At 56.6% G+C, this 18,862-nt stretch carries 11 protein-coding genes, 1 other RNA gene and 2 riboswitches; of the genes, 5 read left to right on the top strand and 7 right to left on the bottom strand.

What is annotated here, in order from left to right; translation table 11 throughout:
• Window positions 1-111: 111 nt before the first annotated feature.
• The 3 genes from PD282_RS01170 to PD282_RS01160 all read right to left on the bottom strand — a co-directional run bounded on the left by PD282_RS01170 (window position 112) and on the right by PD282_RS01160 (window position 2,482).
• The gene (locus tag PD282_RS01170) at window positions 112-603 is read right to left on the bottom strand and encodes a GyrI-like domain-containing protein (protein WP_274648567.1); all 492 of its coding nucleotides are present in this window, start codon (window positions 601-603) and stop codon (window positions 112-114) included.
• A gap of 93 nt (window positions 604-696) precedes the next feature.
• Window positions 697-1,695 carry a hypothetical protein gene (locus PD282_RS01165; RefSeq protein ID WP_274648566.1) on the bottom strand — a complete coding sequence of 333 codons (999 nt, stop codon included), beginning with the start codon at window positions 1,693-1,695 and terminating at the stop codon, window positions 697-699.
• 22 nt (window positions 1,696-1,717) lie between these two features.
• Window positions 1,718-2,482, bottom strand: coding sequence for an RNA polymerase sigma factor (locus PD282_RS01160; RefSeq protein ID WP_274648565.1), 765 nt, complete (start codon window positions 2,480-2,482; stop codon window positions 1,718-1,720).
• A gap of 357 nt (window positions 2,483-2,839) precedes the next feature.
• Between PD282_RS01160 and PD282_RS01155 the strand changes: the two genes are divergently transcribed.
• Window positions 2,840-6,187 carry an S-layer homology domain-containing protein gene (locus tag PD282_RS01155; RefSeq protein WP_274648564.1) on the top strand — a complete coding sequence of 1,116 codons (3,348 nt, stop codon included), beginning with the start codon at window positions 2,840-2,842 and terminating at the stop codon, window positions 6,185-6,187.
• A 135-nt stretch (window positions 6,188-6,322) separates the two neighbouring features.
• On the opposite strand, the gene PD282_RS01150 is transcribed toward PD282_RS01155, so the two are convergent.
• A complete protein-coding gene (locus PD282_RS01150) occupies window positions 6,323-6,820 on the bottom strand; it encodes a DinB family protein (protein WP_274648563.1) in 498 nt (165 codons plus the stop codon).
• Window positions 6,821-7,062: 242 nt separating this feature from the next.
• Between PD282_RS01150 and PD282_RS01145 the strand changes: the two genes are divergently transcribed.
• The 4 genes from PD282_RS01145 (at window position 7,063) to PD282_RS01130 (ending at window position 14,099) form a co-directional block, all read left to right on the top strand.
• Window positions 7,063-7,749, top strand: a complete 687-nt coding sequence (locus tag PD282_RS01145) for a class D sortase (RefSeq protein ID WP_274648562.1) — start codon at window positions 7,063-7,065, stop codon at window positions 7,747-7,749.
• 29 nt (window positions 7,750-7,778) lie between these two features.
• A riboswitch (cyclic di-GMP riboswitch) is annotated at window positions 7,779-7,867 on the top strand.
• 424 nt (window positions 7,868-8,291) lie between these two features.
• Window positions 8,292-8,380: riboswitch (cyclic di-GMP riboswitch) on the top strand.
• A gap of 15 nt (window positions 8,381-8,395) precedes the next feature.
• Window positions 8,396-9,202 carry a transglutaminase-like domain-containing protein gene (locus tag PD282_RS01140; protein WP_274648561.1) on the top strand — a complete coding sequence of 269 codons (807 nt, stop codon included), beginning with the start codon at window positions 8,396-8,398 and terminating at the stop codon, window positions 9,200-9,202.
• Window positions 9,203-9,466: 264 nt separating this feature from the next.
• Complete coding sequence (locus PD282_RS01135; RefSeq protein ID WP_274648560.1) at window positions 9,467-12,904, top strand: LPXTG cell wall anchor domain-containing protein; 3,438 nt, start codon at window positions 9,467-9,469, stop codon at window positions 12,902-12,904.
• A 214-nt stretch (window positions 12,905-13,118) separates the two neighbouring features.
• Window positions 13,119-14,099, top strand: a complete 981-nt coding sequence (locus PD282_RS01130; RefSeq protein WP_274648559.1) for an Ldh family oxidoreductase — start codon at window positions 13,119-13,121, stop codon at window positions 14,097-14,099.
• Window positions 14,100-14,219: 120 nt separating this feature from the next.
• Here the strand turns inward: PD282_RS01130 and ssrA are convergent.
• The 3 genes from ssrA to rnr all read right to left on the bottom strand — a co-directional run bounded on the left by ssrA (window position 14,220) and on the right by rnr (window position 18,588).
• Window positions 14,220-14,586, bottom strand: a transfer-messenger RNA (tmRNA) gene (gene ssrA, locus PD282_RS01125).
• 238 nt (window positions 14,587-14,824) lie between these two features.
• Window positions 14,825-15,304 (bottom strand): SsrA-binding protein SmpB, encoded by a 480-nt coding sequence (gene smpB / locus PD282_RS01120; RefSeq protein WP_274654963.1) that lies wholly within the window; start codon window positions 15,302-15,304, stop codon window positions 14,825-14,827.
• A 341-nt stretch (window positions 15,305-15,645) separates the two neighbouring features.
• Complete coding sequence (rnr, locus tag PD282_RS01115; protein WP_274648558.1) at window positions 15,646-18,588, bottom strand: ribonuclease R; 2,943 nt, start codon at window positions 18,586-18,588, stop codon at window positions 15,646-15,648.
• Window positions 18,589-18,862: the final 274 nt, after the last annotated feature.

The raw sequence follows: 18,862 nt of genomic DNA, 5'->3' as shown, positions 1-18,862 counted from the left end.
GTCTGTGAAGACGGAGGTTGCTTTTGTTTTGGCCGAATTTTGGAACAGCCTTGGTATCCGACCCCATCAAATTGAATCGTCTCCAGAAAACCGTTCCTCCCCTGCCGCTCCTTACGTTTCCGCCAAAGCGACGAACAAGTCGATTTCGTTGTCCGGCTCCTCCGGCCGGTAGCGCTCGTCCCAGACTTCGATATCGAAACCGGCCGGCCGCCGCGCCTGCTGCCGCATCCATTCCCCGTACAGCTTATCGTAAGACGTGCCAAGCTGGGATTCAGGGCCCCTGTGCGTATACGCCAAATAATCGCTGGCCGGGAACGACCGTAACGTGAGGCCTTCCGGCAATGTCGAATGCTCCGCAACCTGGTACCCGATCAGCTGGGTAAAGGCAACCGTATGCGGATTAAATCCCGGCTTCATCGGATAAACCTGGATAAGCAGGACCGCGTCCGATACCCGATGCGATAGCGTGTCCCGGCAAGCCAATACGCGGTCATACGCCTTCTTGCCCAGCTCTTGTTCCTCGATCTGCGGCAGCGTCGCCTCATAAGCAACACCCGCCACCATGAACGAATCTCTCTTAACCACGGCAGGTTCTGCAAACATGTTCATCACCCTTTTCGCATAATTTTTTTTGGCGTCATCCTTCGGATTCCGGGTCGGCCAGGCCGCAATTTTTCATCCACAGGAGCAGCCCCTTTAGTGAATCCAGGTTTCCGTATGATACGCTTTCATAAAATCGAGCAGCTTCTCGAGCACCTCGACGCCTGCCGTCTCCGCTTCTTTCGCCGTTTGCAGCAGATGGATCGCCTTATCCGCTTCCGCCGGATCCTTCGGCGAGCCCCCTTGCGGAAAAGGAAACATCCGGCGCAGCTCATTGAAAGCCTCAGCCGCGGCGGCAAAATGCCGGCCCGCTTCCGCCGCCCTGCCCTGCACCGTGCGTTCCACCACGTTGGAGCCGTTCCACTGCCTCGCCAGCAGCTCCAGAAAGCGGACCGCATGCTCCCTTGCATCCGCGACGACCGCCGTATTATAGGCGTTGCCCTGCTCATCCGCGGCTCGACGCTCCATGGCCCCAATCCAGGCGTCATACCCCGCAAGACCGATGGCAAAGCGGTTTTCAAAAATATGCGTCCATTCCCGTCCCCGCTCGTGATCGACGATCATGTCGAGCGCCATGCGCAGCATCTCGTATTTGGAATGCGGCAGGCTTTCCACGATTGTGGTCACGAACAGCAGATCGATTTTCGGATGGGCGAATTCCTCGTACGTGATCGTCCCGTCCTTGGCATTATCCTTCCCGTAGAAAAGACGGCGCTCGTCGTCATAACCGTAAATAAGTCCGAATTCCGGAGTAAACAGGTCGAATGTGATGGCGGGAACGCCCCGGTCGATCGATGCCTGCACCAGCGCGATCGTTTTCTCGACCTTGTCCGGAGGGACAGGACATACCGGATCGGCCAGACAGCCGGTAAAACCGAGATTGCACAGATTGCGCCTCAGAATATACCCGCCGGGAAACGAGGTCGGGCCTGCAATGTTAATGCTGACCGGGTCGATGTTCATCCGGAACGCGTGCCCGGTGTAGCCCATCACTTCCGATAACGAGAGGTATTTCTTGTCCGTATAGCTGACCGCGCCGTATATGGCTGCGGCCGCAGACGTCCATGTGCGCGTCCAATCCTTGTCGTCAGGCAAACGAATTCGGCCTCCTTCAGCCTTATAAATGAGGGGGAGAGAGCACCTTACGCCGCGGCAAACCGAGCTCGGAGCGTCTTTGCACGTACAGCGAGATGGTTTGGCGAATACGCTCCTTCTGCAGCTTCGCACGGGAGCGGGACAGCGAATTATAGACGCCTGCACTCGTCGTCTGGAACATTGCCGCGATTTCGGCTGGCTGCAGCTCGCCGAAGAAACGCGCTTCGAAGATGGCCCGCTCCCGCCCGCTCAGGCAGTGCAGGATCAGCCGGATATTTTCGAGCAGCTCCCGGCGCATCAGATGCTCCTCCGGATTCAAGCTGTGTCCGGCTTCCTCCGAAGCGTGGCGAGCCAGATGGAACAAAATGCTGTCGACATCGCTCCAGTCCACATGACCGGCGGACCGGTCCTCATCCTCCGCCGCGTTCGCCGGGGCGAAGCTGGTAAACGGGCGTTCCCGGCCGAACGGCCCGCCGCGCCTCAGCTTCATGTTTGCCTGGTTGCGCACGATGCGGTGAAACCAGGGCCGAAACCGGCTTGTATCCGCCAATGTGCCGAGATGCAGGAAAGCCCGGATCAGCGCCTCCTGCACGATATCCTCCGCCAGATGCGCGTCCTTCGTCAGTCCTCCCGCGAGTCCGAGCGCCTGTGCGCGATGCCTCCGCACCAGCTCCCCGAACGCCTCGCGATCGCCCGAGCGGGCCCGTTCCACAAGCTCGCTCTCCGGGCTTCCGTCCTGTTCCTGTCGTGCATACGTCGTAAGCGCCGCCTCCGGCTTCACATTCATCCCCCCATACTCCAGATGCCGGCCGCCGCGAAAATCTATCACCAGAAGAATAAAAAATATAGCGCTCCCTTAACCTTACCATAGCCATCCGCATCTGTATCCGCTTTCTTGCGGGATAAGAGCAGCGACTCAGGCCGTCTCCTGCGGCTTGGCGGTGATGTTACGTGCCGGCTCATCGCCGCCAAGTCTTTAAGGCCGCCCCAACGATTGCCGCTTTTTTTCACATACGCCGCGGGCGAAACTGGAATAAGGCAGGAAATTTTCTGAGTGAATTATCATTTTTCGCCCCCCCTTATAATTCGGGACAGCTTCGATCCTTTATAGGGAGAGGAATTATTTAGGAAGAAAGGAGCCGGAATGAAAAAATTATCGATTGCAGCCGCAGTCATGATCGCCTGTACTTCGCTTACCGGTACGGGCATCAGTGCAACGACGGCGGTTTTTAAAGATGTTCCGGAAACAAGCCCTTATTTCACTTATATTCGCGACCTGCAGGCACTCGGCGTAGTGAATGGCATTACCGGAGGCGAATTCGCTCCGCAGCAAACGCTGACCCGCGCTCAGTTCGCTAAATTGGCCGCGACCGCTTTTCAGCTGAAGGATTCGGGAAGCCCTGCGCCTTTCACGGATATCCGGGGCCACTGGGCTGCCTCCAGCATACGAGCCGCTTATCAGGCCGGTATTGTAAACGGCACGTCCGATACGACCTTCTCGCCGAATGAGCCGGTCAAACGGGAAGAAGCCTCCGCCATGATCTGGCGGTATGCGCAGAAGCAGGGGCTCTCTTCCGGCGCCGCGCTGAAGTTCAGCGAACAGCCGGATTCCTGGGCGGCGGAAGGAATCAGCGGTATTATTGCCCATGGCTGGTACAGTAAAGACGTCGCCCAACAGGACGACGTTTGGTCGTACCGGCCGCAAGCCGCCATGACCCGCGAGGAAGCGGCCGCCTTAATCGATCTGTCGATGAAGGAGGTTCCCGGCAGTTTGACGGCGGCGCCCGATCCGTCAGCGTCCGTTCCGGCAGCACCTGCGCCTGTGGAGCCTGCTCCGCAGACGTATGCTCCGGCAGCGCCTGCGCCCGCGGTGTCCGCTCCGCCGGCAACCGCTCCGGCAGCGTCTGCGCCGGCTCCATCGGCTTCCGCTCCGTCATCGCCGGAGCCGACAGTCACCGCTCCGCCGGCATCCGAGCCCGTGACGTTATCGCCCGCGGCGTTCACAACGGCGGTGAAGACGACGACCGCTCCCGTAAAGCCGCCCGGCAACGGCGTAGCATCCGGCTTGCCTTCGGGCAGCGTCCCTTACGGAAGCATGGTGGTCTTGAGCGCCAAACCGGAAGCCGCCATCTACTACACGACGGACGGCAGCGATCCCCGGACATCGCTCAAGCGCAAGCATTATACGGCGCCGATTCCGGTGCTGGGCAGGCTGCATTTGAAAACAAGCGCGGTCTATCATCCGGATTCCGGCAAAACGGAAGTAAGCGCCGTATCCCTTTACGATTATGTGCCGGTAGGAACGCCGCCGGCGCCGGCTGCCGGGCTGTACGATTCGCTCGACAATTTTAAGCGGCTGGCCGACCGGACGAATATTTATATCGCGACGGATCACCCCGGTTATTTCGGCAGCGACGCGAAACGGATGGCGCGTACGTCGACCGCACCGGGAAGCATTGTGTATCATACGAACACCGATATCACGTCCGTGCTCTTTTACAGCTACTTTTTCACCGGGATCGACATGGAGAAAAACCGGATTTTCGCTTCGGCGGACGGCAAGACCTACAAGGAGGTCGCGGCCAATTCGTTCCCGGTCGGCAGCGCTTCGGGCAACTGGCAGCAGTATGCCGTCGAGGCCAATTCGTTTCCGGCGGGAACGCGCTATTTGAAAATCCAGCTGAACGGGGCCGCCAAAGCCTGGTCTCCGCAGCTTTCCAGGGTATCGATCAATCGAATCACCGCTTCCGTCGGCGTCAAGACGGCCCGCAGCGCAGGAGCGCTTCAGGTTACGCTGTCTTCGGCCAGCCAGGGGGCGCGGATCTATTACCGCTGGGACAACGCGTCTTCGTTCAAAGCCTACTCGGGACCGCTGAACCTGACCGGCTACAGCGTGCTCGAAACGTATGCCGTCAAGGACGGCAAGGAGCCGAGTCCGATCCGCAAATATAAGCTGAACGGGAGCAGCGATTACGAGGTCGATACGTTCGGCCAAATCGCCGCAGCGAATTTTCCGGAGAAGGTGACCAGCGATCAGCAGCTGAAAGCCGACGCATCGGCGGACGCCTCCTATTACGGCAGCCTGCAGCCCCCTACGGATCTTGACAGCTACGGAGGGTTATCCGGCAGCGCGGCCAAATACGGCATTAAAGGCACCGGGTTTTTCGCGGTTCAGCAGCTCGGCAGCCGAAGGGTGTTGAAAACGCCAAACGGCGACGTTTTCTTCAGCCTGGGGATGAACGGCATCACGACCGATGAAACGTATACGATGATCAAAGGCCGGGAGCAGGAATTCGAATCGATTCCTTCCTCCGACGGGCAGTACAAGCCGGCCTTTATCGGATCGGATCATGACGGCTACTCGTTCTATATGGCGAATAAATTCAAGAAAACGGGAGCGTTTCCGACAGACGCATCCTTCTATAAGGAAGCGGTCGGCCGGCTGAAGAAATGGGGCTTTAACAGCGCCGGCGGCTACTCGCCCGAAAAGTACGGCAGCGCGAACAAGTTTCCTTATACGCGCATGCTGCCGCTGGATTTGAACTGGAACAAGCTGGACGGCATTTCGATCTTCGATATTTTCGCGCCGGGAGCCGAACAGAAGATCGATGAGGCGTTCGCCAAAGCGCTGCCGCCGAACAAAAACGATCCGTATCTGATCGGGTACTTCATCGGCAACGAATTCGATTACCAGAAATTTTATTCCAACGTGCCGAAGCTGAAAGCCAGCTCCGCCGCCATTAAAGGCCGTCTCGTCCAAATGCTGAAGGATAAATACCAGACGATCGATTCGTTCAACCGGAACTGGGGGACAAGCTTTACCTCCTTCAGCCAGCTGGGCGACGCGGACCTTCCGGTTAGCACTTCGCAATCATGGGCGGACATGGATATGTTTTTCCGGTATTACCTCGATACGTTCTACGGGTCGGTTTCGCGGATTTACCACAAATACGATCCGAACCATCTCCTGCTCGGGGACCGCTGGATTACGACCGCCTTCCACAACGCGAAATTCCGCGACGTGCTGGCGGAGGTCGAAGGCAAATATTCGGATGTCATCAGCATCAACTATTATTCGTATAAAATCGAATCCGACCTGCTGAAGGATGTTTATTCGAAATCGGGCGGCAGACCGATTCTGATGAGCGAATTCGGCTACGGCACCGGGGAGCAAGGGCTGCAGCCGCTCCTGCCGAATGCGGCCGTGAACCAGTTCCAGCGGGGCATGCGCTACCGCAACTACGTGGAGGGCGTCGCCAGTCTCGGCTATGTCGTAGGCGCCCATTGGTTCAACTACGTGGACCAGGCTCCTCTGGGCCGGTATTGGCAAGGCATCGGCTCCTGGGCGGAGCGCTACAATTCGGGCGTTCTGAACGTCGCGGACCGTCCGTACAAGGCGTTCCTTACCGGCGTCATGCAGTCGAATGACGATATTTATAAGGTGCTGCTTGGGGAACAGCCGAAGTTCTATTACGATTTCAGCCAAAAATAACGGATACCGCAGAGCCAAAGAAGCATTCGGCACGCTGCACGCAAAAAGACCGCTAATCGCGGTCTTTTTGCGGCTGCTGCCGATTACCGAAGTGTCGATTGTCAAACGTCTGCGGTTCTGCCTGGCCTCGACAGACTATTTTTGTTCGCGGGCTGCCCGCATGGCCGCCGTCTCCTCTTCGTTCGGACCGTAAATGCCGGGCGAGGCGATCCCCGCCTGGCGCATCAGGATCGTCATTTGGCCGCGGTGATGAATCTGGTGGCGGACCATCATGGACAGCAGCTGGCCGTAGGTCATCTTTCTGCCGAACAGATCCAGCGTTTCCTGCAGCTTAGCATCCGACCACTGCCCGGATATGGCCGAAACGGCCTCGCCGCTCACGCTGCGGTACGCATCCGCGATGGCAGCGGCTGTGGATGGCCGCTCTTTGGGCGCGTTTAACTCCAGGCCGACCGTGCCAAGAAAAAAACCGACGGATCCGGTCACGTGCCAAGCCAGGTCGCCAAGCGTGCGCGGCTGCGCCTCCGATACCGCCTGCGTCAGCGAGGCGTCGGTAAGCGCATCCAGCACCTTCAGCGTCAGGGATGCTTCCAGCTTCCAGTCCTCCAGAAAACCGTTCAAGCTGTTGTACATGTGGGTGATCTCTCCTTTTGTTTTGGAATTTGTACCGCTTGATGCTGTTCGCTTGTCAAACCCGGCAAGCATACGATTATGTAGTGCGGCATCCATAATATGATCTTACCCCTTTTTCCTAGATAAAGAAATAGATTCCGTTTTGTCGATGCCGTCCCGGCAAGCTTTCTCTCTGCTGGCATGTGCCGGAATGGAAGGGTATAATAGAGGATAACAAAAATAGAGGCAAAGAAGGGAATTCGATGGCAAGACGATTAGTGGCGCTGTCCTGCATGATCCTCGGCATAGGCATCTTTCTCTATCCGACGGTTAAGGACCGCTATGAAACCCACGAGCAGCAAAAAATATTGTCCGAGTGGCAGGACAATTTGAAGGAGCTCGAACAGCCCGACCCGCAGATTGATTCCGAGCCGGATGCTGCCCGCGAGCAGGCGGTCAATACGGTTCCGGTCTCGGACGAAACCCAGCCGCAGCAGCCGCAAACGGAGCCGGCATTGAAGAAAATCCCGCCCCAGTACAAGCCCGAAGGCGTACTGACCATCGATAAAATCAATTTAAAGCTGCCGATTTTGACCGGCGCGACGAAGGCGCATATGCTGGTTTCCGTTGCCAGCATCGCACATACGGGCAAGCCGGGCGAAGTGGGCAATTATGCAATCGCCGGCCATCGGAATCTAACCTACGGGAAAAACTTCAACCGACTCGACGAAATGAAGGTCGGCGACTTGATTAAAGTGGACACGGGAACCAAGCAATTCATCTATAAAGTGGATCAGAAGTTATATGTAAAACCGACGGACGTCTGGGTATTGGAAGGCAACGGCAAAGACCGGGAAATTACGCTTGTCACCTGCCATCCGATGGGACACCCGACTCACCGTCTCATTGTAAAAGGAAAGCTTGTAGAAACGAAAGATAGCACGCTGTAAGAGCGGAATACGAACGTGATCGATACTTTCCACGAAAAAAGCAAATCCTGCGAAAGCCGGAGACGCAAAACTAAAGGGCCTTCCTTAGCACAGCCTAAGATGGCAGCCAGTTACCGAAGGGAAAGTTTTTTTGTGTCTCCATAAAGTATGGTGCCGCATGAATTCCTTATTCCGGAATAGCTTGTCGCATATTCAAGCGCCCTCCTTCCGCCCTCGAAAAAGCCCAGCGAAGCGATAAAATAACACATCCTACATCCTTCGAATCCAACCGCTTCTCCCGGCATGGTTCGCATGACCGATCCGGCCTTTTAACCTCCCCCATCGGGACAAATCATTGAATCCGGTGCCCGGACGCGCTCCCGCCGAATGGATCTTTCTCCCCACACAATCTAGCAAAATAGTCGTTATAACGAGACCCGCCTCTTTTCGACCGGAAGTCTCACCAAAAGGGGAATTTTGTAGAAAATTTGTAATTTTCTCTAGCAAACCAAAAAAACCTATGCTATAGTACTAGGTATAAGTACATATATTTCGGTACTTTCTACCGATAAAGGCAAATCCCGCGAAAGCTGGAGACGCAAAACTAAAGGGCCTTCCTTAAATTTCCTTAAGATGGCAGCCAGATACCGAAGGGAGAGTATTTTTTGTGTCTAAAAACGCGCTCTTTTTGTCGTTTTTTGTCGTTTTTATGTTGTTATCTGCTCCTTTAGCCGCATATGCCGACTCTAACCCTTCCTTCGTTGACACAAGCTCCTTAGCCGACGGAATCATCCGACTCGACTATCCGCTCCAAACCGGCCAGGCCGGAATCGTACGCATCAGCAAAGGTAACGTCAAGTATGATTATCCGTTTGAGCAAGGGGCCAATTACCCGCTGCAAATGGGAAACGGCGATTACACCGTGATCGTCGGGGCCGCAATCGGCGGAAACAAATATAAAGTCGTCGCGCAGCAAACCGTTTCGCTGAATATGCAGAACGAATACGCCGTTTTCCTGCAATCCATCCCGATCATCGATTGGACGCCAACAACCAAAGCCGTACTGAAAGCCAAACGTCTAACCGCAAACCTCAAGTCGGATAAGGATAAAGTTGCGGCCATTTATACCTACATAACGAAGAACTACAAATATGACCTCAAAAAAGCGCAGACGGTTGAAGGGAACTACGTCCCGAACCTCGATAAGATTTACGCTTCGTACCGAGGAATCTGTTATGATTATGCTGCGCTCTTCGCCGCGATGGCCAGAAGCCAGGGCATTCCCACCAAGCTGGTCATGGGATATGAAGCGCATAACCCCGCTATCTATCACGCATGGAATCAAGTGTACCTCAAAGACCTGAAGAAATGGGTCACGATCGATACGACCTACGACTCAGCCCTGATCCAAAGCGGACAAGCTGCTGCCATGTATAAAAATGAATCCAGCTATAAATCAACTAAATTCTACTAGTAATGGTTTATTATAGTTTAAAATAGCAAATGATTGTTAAATACGCACCTATGGTGCGTATTTCTTATTTTCCCTGCGGATATAGATTTGATCGGACCTCCGATATATAATGAAGGATGAATCAATATCCTGTATATAACAGAGACAGGAAAGTATGATAGAAAATTGATAGGAGGGAGGAACCGCTTATTTGAACGATAACACCTTCTTTGGACTCAAGTTAGCAACTTCGTTGCTAGCAGAAATGGAGGCAACATACAGAAAATGGTAAAGAGAAAGGTCAGCGCGCTGCTCGTCATGTTCATGATGCTTCTGCAGTGCAACTACGGGTTCGGCTTCCTGACGCAAGCAAGTGCGGCGGCCATCCCGGACAACATCATCGATAGTGTAACGATGTCGGTTTACGATTCCGCCGGACATCCGGTAACCGACACGGTTTATGACCAGAATTCCAGGGTGAAGCTCGACTATAACTGGTCGCTGCCGGATGGCCATGGTTATCATGCCGGGGATGAATTCACCTTCACGCTTCCCCAGGCCTTTTTACTATATAACGATATCCATGGGCCTCTTGTATCAGGCGACGAGAATGTAGGGACTTTCAGCGCCGACCATACGACGCACCAGGTCGTCATTACGTTCAACGATTTTATTGAATCGCATTTCAATATTCATGGAACGCTTTCCTTTAATACGCAATTCGATGTTTCCCATATGACTGGAAGCACGACGCAGACGGTCAGCATTCCGATTCGATCCGGCGAACAGGTTTTTACGCTTCATTTCAGACCGGACGTAAGCTCGACCATTGAGAAAAGCGGTACGGCCGCAGGCTTCAACGCGCAAAACATCAATTGGACCGTCGATGTGAACAAGGCGCTTGATACTGTGGAAAATGCCGTCGTGACCGATTCGATCCCTGCAGGCTTGGGTGTTCCGGTCACCGTATCCGTCTATGACTTGAACGTCAATCTGGACGGAACGGTCAGCCAAGGAGCGCCTGTCGACAGCAGCAAGTACACGGTACATACGGACGGCAATGTGCTTAAAGTCAACTTCACGGACAGCCCGATCCATTCGGCTTACCGCATTCAGTATACGACCCCGATTAACGGCAGCGCCAATGGAAACTCGTATACCAATACGGCTGCATTCGAAGGAAGCAACCTGCCGTCCGTTGAAGCATCCGCAACCGTTGAAGTTCAACGCGGCGGCCCTCTGAGCAAGTCGGTGATCAAGTACGATCCGATTGCGCAGACCATTGATTGGGCCATCAAATACAACTATGACGGGCAGTCGATTGCGCAGTCCGACGCTTCGGTAACCGACTTGTTCGACGATGAGCTGGCGCTTGTTCCGGGCTCCGTCCATGTCTTTCCCGTTACGCTGGATTCCAGCGGCAAGGAAATACTCGGGCATGAAGCGACCGGACAATTTACGGTAACGCCCGTGACAGCGACCGGGAAGAACGGCTTCAAGGTGCAGTTCAACAGCGGCATTACTTCCGCTTATCAAATCGTGTATCGAACAAAGGCCGTTGACCGGGTCATCAACGACACTACGGTCCGGAACGACGTTACGGTCGGCAGCGGAGCCAGCTATTCGGTTACGCATCGTCTTACGCAGTCGGTTCTGGCCAAAGGCGTCGGCGCTATCGATTATCAAGCCAAGACGGTCAGCTGGAAAATCGATCTTAACAAAGACAAACAGCCGATGAGCAATGTTGTCGTGACAGATCGTTTTTACCACAAAGGCCTTCAACTCGTACCGGGATCGCTGCTGATCAAGCAGGGAAGCACGGCGCTGGTCGAAGGCACGGATTATACGGTCGACAGCGCGGTTTCCGGCGATGCGGGCTTTAAAGTGACGTTCACGCACCCGCTGTCCGCGGCTGTCTCGATCTACTACACGACCAAGTTCAACTACGATGGGATCGATCCTGCCAGCGGCACCAGCAACTTCGACAACCTGACGACGGTCACGTGGACCGACGTTTACGGTTCGTCGCAGACGAAAACGGTCTACAATTCGTTCGTGCCGCGCAGCGAAGTGAAAAACAACGGGTTCAAGTCGGGTTCCTACAACGCAATTTCAAAGGAACTTTCCTGGAACATCGGGATCAACTATAACGGCAAAACGCTTGAGAACGCCGTTCTGGTGGACCCGCTGGAATCGGGCCAGCAGCTCGTTCCGGTTTCGCTGGCTGTGTATAACATGACGATTCCGGCCAACGGAAACGCAATTCCAGGTACGGTCGTGGACGACACCTACTATCATTATTCGGTCGATAACAGCAATACGCTTAGGGTTATTTTCGATAAACCGATTTCGTCTCCGTACTTCGTGAAGTTCAAGACGAGTCTCGCGGGCCAGCTGATCGACAGCACCGTTACCAATACGGCGAAGCTGTTCGACGGCTCCGACCAGGTATCGAAGAACCTGATGGCTTATGTCACCATCCCCCACGGGGGCGAATACGTCAATAAAACCGGCGTACAAAGCGGCGACAAAATCAACTGGACCGTCAATATCAACAGCAGTCAGTCGACGGTCAACGATGCGAAGCTGACCGATACGCCAACGGACAACCAGATTCTGCTGCCGGACTCGTTCCATCTGTACGCCACGACGGTCGCAGCGAACGGAAGTCTTGCCAAAGGCGTCGAATTAACGAAGGATACCGACTACACGCTGGATATTCAAACCGATAACAGCGGAAAGCAATCCTTCGAGCTGAGCTTCCTGCACCCGATCACATCGGCGTATATTTTGGAATATCAATCCATGATTACCGCCAAAAATTATGACACCGTATCGAATACCGCCAGCCTGAGCGGCAATAACGTAACCACGGTCACCAAGGAAACGACCACGGACGTTGTTGTCGGTGTTTCGAGCGGATCGGGCACCGGCAGCGGGGAAAGAGGCTCGCTCACGATTAAGAAAGTGGACGCTGACGACGATACCGTGCTGCTTAGCGGAGCCACCTTCGAGCTTTATAAGAAATCGGGCGATGACCTTACGCTGTTGAATACGCTGACGACGGATTCGACCGGCTCAATCGTATTCAACAATTTGCCGGCAGGCGACTATGTCGTTAGAGAAACGGCGGCACCGGCCGGATATCAGCTGGACGACAGCGACCACGCGGTCACGATCAATTCCACCGCAGGCGTTGAGCTGGATATTCCGAACAATCCGATGACGACGCCGCCAGGTGGTCCGACGAATCCTCCAGGTGGACCGACGAATCCTCCAGGTGGTCCGACGAATCCGCCAGGTGGACCGACGACACCTCCAGGTGGTCCGACGACACCTCCAGGTGGGCCGACGAATCCTCCGGGTGGACCGACGACACCTCCAGGTGGACCGACGACACCTCCAGGTGGGCCGACGACACCTCCGGGCAATCCGACGACGCCGCCGATCATTACGGGGACGCCGCCGACTGTTCCGACGGCTCCTCCGGTCAAGCCGGTGACACCTCCGGTCAAACCGGTAACCCCGCCGTCAGGTCAGGGTACGACAATTGACGGCGACAGCGGTGTTCCGCTTGGAGGCATTTCTGGCAAGCCGCCGCAAGGCACGGACGAGCTTCCCAAAACCGGAGAAACCAGTCACCTGCCCGTTCAAGCGGCGGGGCTGGCGGCCGTTTTGCTGGGTATCGTTTTATGGAGAAAAAAGTGGTTCGCTAAAGGGTAACCTTTCCGTTTCCCATCCCATAACGGCAGCCGGGCTTGTCCCGGGCTGCCGTTATGTTTTCGGGTACTCCCAGCGAAGGACCTTCGCGGCAAACCTCTTTTATCGTTCTTAAAATGACGGCCGTAGTATTTTTATCTTATATCCGTGCGGATTTGATGGCAGTATCAGGCGATACGAGATCAAGCTGCCGCCATCGAACGGGAGGAACGAAGGAATGAACACAGAACCGAAAGAGTTTGTCCGAACGAAGCCGGACAAGCTGAAGCAGCTCGTCCTGCGCCTGGCGCAGCAAGCCGGGATGCCGGAAGAAAAAGCGGACTTGCTTGCGGGGCTTTTAGTTAAAAACGACCTTCGCGGAAATTTCAGTCACGGCTCGATCCAGATCGTCCGCTATGCGCAAATCATGCGTGACGGCCTGATTAATCCGAATCCCGCGGTGAGTATAACGAGTGATCATGGAAGCACAATCGTCGTCGACGGCGACGGGGGACTCGGCTATTTCCCCGCTTCTTCGGCTGCGGAGATCCTGGTCGAGCGCTGCCGCACGCACGGCATTGCAGCGGCGGTCACCAGGAACCACGGCCACATCGGAGCGGCGGGCATTTATTCCCGTTTTCTGGCGGAGAACGGTCTGATCGGGTATGTCACGTCCGGTCACCAGCTGACCCTGAAACCGGAGGATTCCATCATGCAGGCGGCGGGCGGTTCGCCCATGTCCTTTGCCGTTCCGGCTGGAGAAGCCGTACCGATGGTCCTCGATTTCGGCGCCATGCACGATTTGTACCCGGATTCCCCGCACGTGCCGGAGCTGTTCAACCTGGCGCCGGGGCTGGTGTTCCGCAGCATGGGGATCGGTTATATGTGCCAGGCGCTCGGGGGCTTCCTCGCAGGCGTCCCGGTGGAAGAAGAACGAGCGGTACGTCGTTATTCCGGCTCCAATCAGGGATCGCTGATCATCGCGCTGGACATCAACCGCTTCATCCCGGCGGACGCGTTCAAAAGCGAAATGGATGTCTACATGCGGGTAACCAGCCAAATGAAGCCCATGCCGGGGTACGAAAAAGCGACGCTGCCCGGCGTCCTCGAGCTGCAGCGCATGCAAGCCTGGAGCGCCGAGGGCATTCCGCTCAGCCTGCACAACCGCCAGCTGCTGCTGGATACGGCAGCCGAATTCGGGGTCGAGCCGTTAATTTGACCGGTAGCCGCGTCATAATTATGAAAACCCTCTTGTATAAAATTCTTTTCGGCCATCCAAGAACAATGCATCGATAAAAATGCATAGCAAAAACCCGACCTCTCGCGGTCGGGTTTTTGATGGTGGAGGCGAGGGGATTTGAACCCCTGTCCGAAAATAACGCCACACAGGCTTCTACGGGTGTAGTCACGGTTTTGATGTCACCGACTCAAGCGCCCCGTAACCGGCTATCGAGAAGGTCAGCCTGATTGTCTTCTTCCGTCGACCCCAGGCGGAGACCGAATCGGCGTATCCCACTAAAGTTGAGCCCCTACATCCGGCACATGGGCGATGCAGGAGAGGAGCACGCTAACAGGTTGTTAAGCTGCTAAAGCGTAGGATTGTTGTTGTTTGCCAGTTAATTGGCTTTAGCGTTGATGAAGCGGACGCGTCCCCGCTACCCGCAACCCATGCTCGAACTATCCCCGTCGAATCCATAAACGCCCCCAAGCTGCATAAACGGCCTCGCTGCTTCCGCGTTCCGTTTAGCGGGTCAAGCGCTCATTCGCGGTGCGGCCATGCCGGCCGGCAGCTTCGCTTCGAGCATAAGTCGTGCAGCATGCTGCTGCTTCCTTAGTATAACACATTTACAGGCCCGGCGGGCCGGTGTCTTGCTGGCAGGCATGGTCTCGAGAACCACTTTCGGAAAATGCCCCGAGTGATGCCTCTGCGTGTTCCCGCCATGCTTACCTCAATACCTTCTGCTTCTCCTTCAGGACACGCTGGATTTCGCGCTGCGCGTCGCGCTTGGCCGCGCTTTCGCGCTTGTCGTACTGCTTCTTGCCTTTGCCAAGGCCGATCAAAAGCTTCGCATACCCGTTGCGCACGTAAATCTTGAGCGGTACGATCGTGTAGCCTTCCTGCTTCGATTGCCCAAGCAGCTTGTGGATCTGCGACTTGTGCAGCAGCAGCTTGCGCGCCCGCGTCGGATCGCTCGGGTTGTAGCGGTTGCCCTGCTCGAACGGGCTGATGTGCATGTTATGAATAAACAGCTCGCCATTGCGAATGGTTGCGAACGCATCGTTAATGTTCGCTTTCCCCGTCCGCAGCGACTTGATCTCCGTTCCCATGAGCACGATGCCCGCTTCGTACGTTTCCTCGATGAAATAGTCATGGGAAGCTTTTTTGTTCTGGGCGAGCTGTTTTCCGTCGCTCTTCTTACCCATGTCCTTCACCTCGCGGTAATCCGGATTCCAGCTCCGCAAATCCGCCGAAACCAATGGATTCGGTCTCCTGACAGGCTGATCTAGGAATCCATTGTAACAACTTTAACGAGCGAACGCAAGACGCCAAAACCGTTATAGCCGTACGTTACCGCGAGGGTGAAGCGGGACGCAAGCGCCATTGAAGGTACTACGTGCAATTCGGACATCTCAGCAAGCAGGCGGGCCTCCGGATCGCTCGTCATGTACACGAGCTCCGGAGGGCCTAATGGGCGGCCGCCAACCGTCACCGCACCTCCGAAGGCTAACGACCCGCCAAGCTGAGCGGGAAGCACTTCGGCATACTACTTCCGTTTCTTCCTAACAAAGGCCGCTGTAGCGTTGCCACCGCTTTTCTTCTTGTGCGGCTTGGCCGAAGCGGGGGCTTCTTGTCCCGAAGCGTTAATAATGCCGCTGCCCGGCGTTTTCTTGCGCTTGGAAGACCCGTCCGGAGCCGAAGCCCCATTCTTGCGGGCCGAGCCGCCGCGTCGCCCGCCGCGTTCGCCTGCCGCCGCTCCTCTCGATCCCGTACCTGCTGCGCGATTTCCGCCCGAACGTCTGCCGCCGCGGTTATCCCGGCCGCCCGTGTAATAATCGTCGTCTTCGCCGCCGTCGATAGTGCCGCTGTCGGTTCCCAGGATCGGGAGCCCCCACATGTCGGTGCGCACCGCGCCTTTACGCGCTTCGCCGTTCGGTGAATCGCCGCTGAGCCCGGGCCGGGCAGACCCCGTATCAGCACTATTGTCCTCGATGCCGAGAATCCGGTCGAGATTGTAATCGTCCTCGGGCTTCCAGCCGCGCTCCTCGTCCGCGCTGCGTCTCCGGGCGGGGATCATCCCGCCGCCCCCGGCCGCACCGCTGCCGCGGCGGCCGCTTCGCTCGCCCGCTGCGGCGGAACCGGCGGCGGCGCCGCCTGTGCGGCCCGCTTCGCGGCTCCGCCCGCCCGGCGCGTTCTCGCGCGAGCCGCGCCCGCTTCGCCCCGGCGCGCCTTCCGCGCTGCGGCCGCCGGCCGCTTCGCGTTCGCGCGGCCCGCCCTGCGCCTTGCCGCGCCCGCGGCCGCCGCCGCTCTTGCCGGCGCCAAACGCGGCTCTATCGCCGCGCCTCGCGCTGCGCGCTTCCACCATCGTGAAATCGATGGTGTATTCGCTCATATTGACATTCTCGACGCGAATGCGCACCTCATCGCCGATGCGGAATATTTTCGACGTGCGCTCGCCGATCAGCAGCATATGCTGCTCGTCAAAATGATAATAATCGTCGGCCAAGTAGCTGAGCCGGATCAAGCCCTCCACCGTATTGTCAAGCTCGACGAAGATGCCGAAGCTCGTCACGCTGCTGATGATGCCGTCGTATTCCTCGCCGATCTTGTCCAGCATGAATTCCGCTTTTTTCAGCTTCTCCGTATCGCGCTCCGCCTCAACGGCGACGCGCTCCCGCTCCGAAGACTGCTGCGCGATGTCCGGCATTTTCGCAGTCATCGCCTCGAGGCGCGCGTCCGGCAGAAAACCGCCGTTCTCCAGCACCTCGCGGATGACACGGTGGATGATAAGGTCCGGGTACCGCCGGATCGGCGACGTGAAATGCGAATAAAACTCCGCCGCCAGGCCGAAATGGCCCAGGCTCTCCGCCTCGTAGCGCGCCTGCTTCATCGAGCGCAGCATCACGGTCGAGATAACCGTCTGCTCCTTCGTCCCGCGAATTTCCTCGAGCAGCGATTGCAGCGCACGCGGATGGATCGCATTTCCTTTACCTTTCACTTTATACCCGAAATTCGCCGCGAACTGCACGAAATGCAGCAGCTTCTCCGAATCCGGATTTTCGTGAATCCGGTACAGAAACGGCACGCGCAGCCAGTAGAAATGCTCCGCCACCGTCTCGTTCGCCGCCAGCATAAATTCTTCGATGATCTGCTCGGCCACCGAGCGCTCGCGTTTCACGATATCGACCGGCTTGCCTTCCGCATCCACGAGCACCTTCGCCTCGACAAAATCGAAGTCTATCGCGCCCCGCTTCATGCGCATGTCGCGCAGCCGCATCGCCAGCTCTTCCATCAGCTTGAACGTATCGACGAGATCGGCGTACCGCTCGGTCACTTCCGGATCCTCGTCCTGTACAATTTTGCGGACGTTCGTGTACGTCATCCGCTCCTTTGTGCGAATGACGCTCGTAAAGACGTCGTGTCGCACCCTTTTCAGCGTTTTTGCGTCGAATTCCATCTCGCACGACATCGTCAGCCGGTCCACCTTCGGATTCAGCGAGCAAATGCCGTTCGACAGCCGGTGCGGCAGCATCGGGATGACCCGGTCGACCAGATACACGCTGCAGCCGCGGCGGTACGCCTCCCGGTCCAGCTCGGAGTTCTCGCGCACATAATAGCTCACGTCCGCGATATGCACGCCAAGCACGTAGTTGCCGTTCTCCAGCCGCTCGACGTTGACCGCGTCGTCAAGATCCTTCGCATCCTCGCCGTCGATCGTCACGATCACTTTATTTCGCAAATCGCGCCGTCCCTGGCGGACGATTTCCTCTTCGGCAATCGAATCGGGCGCGGCTTCCGCTTCCGCCGTCACCTCTTCCGGGAAGCTCTCCGGCAGCTGATGCTTGCGAATGATGGACAGAATGTCGACGCCCGGATCGTCCTTGTGCCCGAGAATTTCAACGATTTCCCCTTCGGCGGCCGAACGCCCTTCCGGATACGAGACGATGCGCGCCACGACCTTTTGGCCCGTTACCGCCCCTTTGAAGCCGTCCTGCGGGATGAAAATATCCCGGTTGATCCGCTTATCGTCGGGCAGCACAAAGCCGTAGGTCTCGTGATTTTCGAACGTGCCGACCACTTGAGTCACGGCCCGCTGCACGACGCGGACGACCTCGCCCTCCATCCGGCCGCCGCCTTCGCTTTTGGACGTGACGCGGACGAGCACCGTATCGCCGTTCATCGCCGTTTTCAAATCGTTCGCATGCAAATAGACGTCCGGATGCCCCTTCTCCTCCGGAATCAGAAACGCAAATCCCTTGGAATGCGCCTGCACGCGGCCGCGCAGCAAATTCATCCGCTCCGGCACGCCGTACCGGTCGCTGCGCGTCCGGATAATTTTCCCTTCGTGTTCCAATTCGTTCAGCATAACGAGAAACGCCTTGAACGATTCCGCGTCCCCGCCTCCCAGCTGCTCCTGCAGCTCCTGGTATGTCATCGGCTTATAGGCCTGCTCGCGCATGAAATCCAGCAGCTCCTGCTCCGTCACCATTTTCCGTTATTCCACCTCATGTACCGCGACGGGCGCCTCTGGCAAATGCTGCAGTCGTCGGTTGATAGATTCTCATATAACATATAGTATACACGAAATCCGGTTCCATCATCCGTTCCAGCCCGTTTTGTGAAAATAAAATCCCGTCCGCCCCTGCTGCAGTGAGAACCGTTGAGCGCGCCCGAATGCGGACTTCGACTCCAACCGGCAACAATGCCCGCCCGCCGCCGGCCGCAAGAAGCCGCGCCCGGTGTTTTCCAGGCACGGCTCCTTT

This window comes from Paenibacillus humicola (assembly GCF_028826105.1).
GTDB lineage: Bacteria > Bacillota > Bacilli > Paenibacillales > Paenibacillaceae > Paenibacillus_Z > Paenibacillus_Z humicola.
The sequence above is the reverse complement of the archived record's forward strand: the minus strand, read 5'-3'. Positions and strand labels throughout refer to the sequence as shown.